General features: G+C 62.5%; 1 protein-coding gene. It reads left to right on the forward strand.

Annotation, left to right across the window (positions count from 1 at the left end):
- Nucleotides 1-83: 83 nt before the first annotated feature.
- Complete coding sequence (locus RM96_RS34275; protein WP_039016213.1) at nucleotides 84-1457, forward strand: IS4 family transposase; 1374 nt, start codon at nucleotides 84-86, stop codon at nucleotides 1455-1457.
- Nucleotides 1458-1477 lie beyond the last annotated feature (20 nt).

Below are 1477 nucleotides of genomic sequence, written 5' to 3' on the forward strand. Positions count from 1 at the left end.
CTGAGCTTTACCCACAAGTCCGGTTGTAAACCGGATCGGACGGTGTTAACTTTCGTCCATTCTGTTGATGCAGCGGCAGCGGATTGGCGATCGAGGACGACACGGAGGACTGGGCGAGCGAGGAATTCGCAGCGGCGAATCTCGGTGACGCACGCCTGTCGTACCGGCTGGTGGCACTGGCCCGACAACTGTCGACCAGTCCCCACACATCGCTGCCGCAGGCTCTGTCGCCTGCTGAACTGAAGGCGGCCTACCGGTTCTTTGACAACGACCAGGTCGACACCGACGGTGTACTGGCGCCGCATATCGCGCAGACGCTGCACCGTATGAAGCAGGTCCCGGTGGTACTGGCGATACAGGACACCACCGAATTCAATCTGACGCATTTGCCTGCCACAGAGGGTCTGGGGCGCGGTACCGGTGGCAATGAGCGTGGGTTCATGATGCACAGCCTGCTGGCAGTCAGTCCGGAAGGTTTGCCGCTCGGCGTACTGGGCATGAAGACGTGGGCACGTCCTGAAGGAACCGAGGGCAGCGCCGCGCGGCGCAAATCCCGACCCATCCATGAGAAGGAAAGCATCAAGTGGATCGAGGGGCTTGCGCACCTCTCGGCGCTGAAGTCGCGCTGTGAGCACACGCAACTCATTGGCATCGGCGATCGCGAAAGCGATGTCTATGAACTGTTTGCTGCGCAACGCCCGGACGGGGTGGACTGGCTGGTACGCGCGGCATGGAACCGCTGCGCCCGCCATCCCCAGCGCTATCTGTGGCAAGCGGTGCTGGACACCCCCGCAGCCGGCCAAACCGAGTTGCAGGTGCCAGCCAGAGGGACTCGTCCCCAGCGCACCGCGCGCCTGACATTGCGATACGCATGCGTACGTCTGCGACCGCCTCAGACACGAACCCGTTTGCCCGAGCTGGACGTCTTCGCCGTGCATGTCATCGAGGACGAACCGCCGGCCAATATCGAGCCAATCGAATGGATGCTGCTCACCTCGGTACCCACACACTCGCCCGCGCAAGCGCTTGAGCGGCTGCAATGGTATGCGCGGCGCTGGACGATCGAGACCTGGCACCGGGTGCTCAAGAGCGGCTGCCGCATCGAGGCCCGCCAGTTTGGCACGCTCGAACGCTTTGTTCGGGCCACCTCCCTGTTCGCGGTCATTGCCTGGCGTATCCTCTACACCACGCTGCTGGCACGGCTGGACGGTGACCTGCCTTGTGAAGTGGTTCTCCAACCTGTCGAATGGCAAGCCCTGTATTGCCGCGTGCATCGAACCACCCGGCCGCCGGACACGGTGCCGTCGCTGCATCAGGCGATACGATGGATTGCCACCCTGGGCGGCTACCTGAATCGCCGTCATGATCCACCACCCGGCGCCACGGTCATCTGGCGAGGCTTCCTCGTCTTGCACGAAATCACCGAGATGTTCCGAATCTTTAATTCAGGCCCATAACTTGTGGGTAAAGCTCAGCC

Source organism: Cupriavidus sp. IDO (assembly GCF_000812465.1).
In the GTDB taxonomy this organism is placed as follows: domain Bacteria; phylum Pseudomonadota; class Gammaproteobacteria; order Burkholderiales; family Burkholderiaceae; genus Cupriavidus.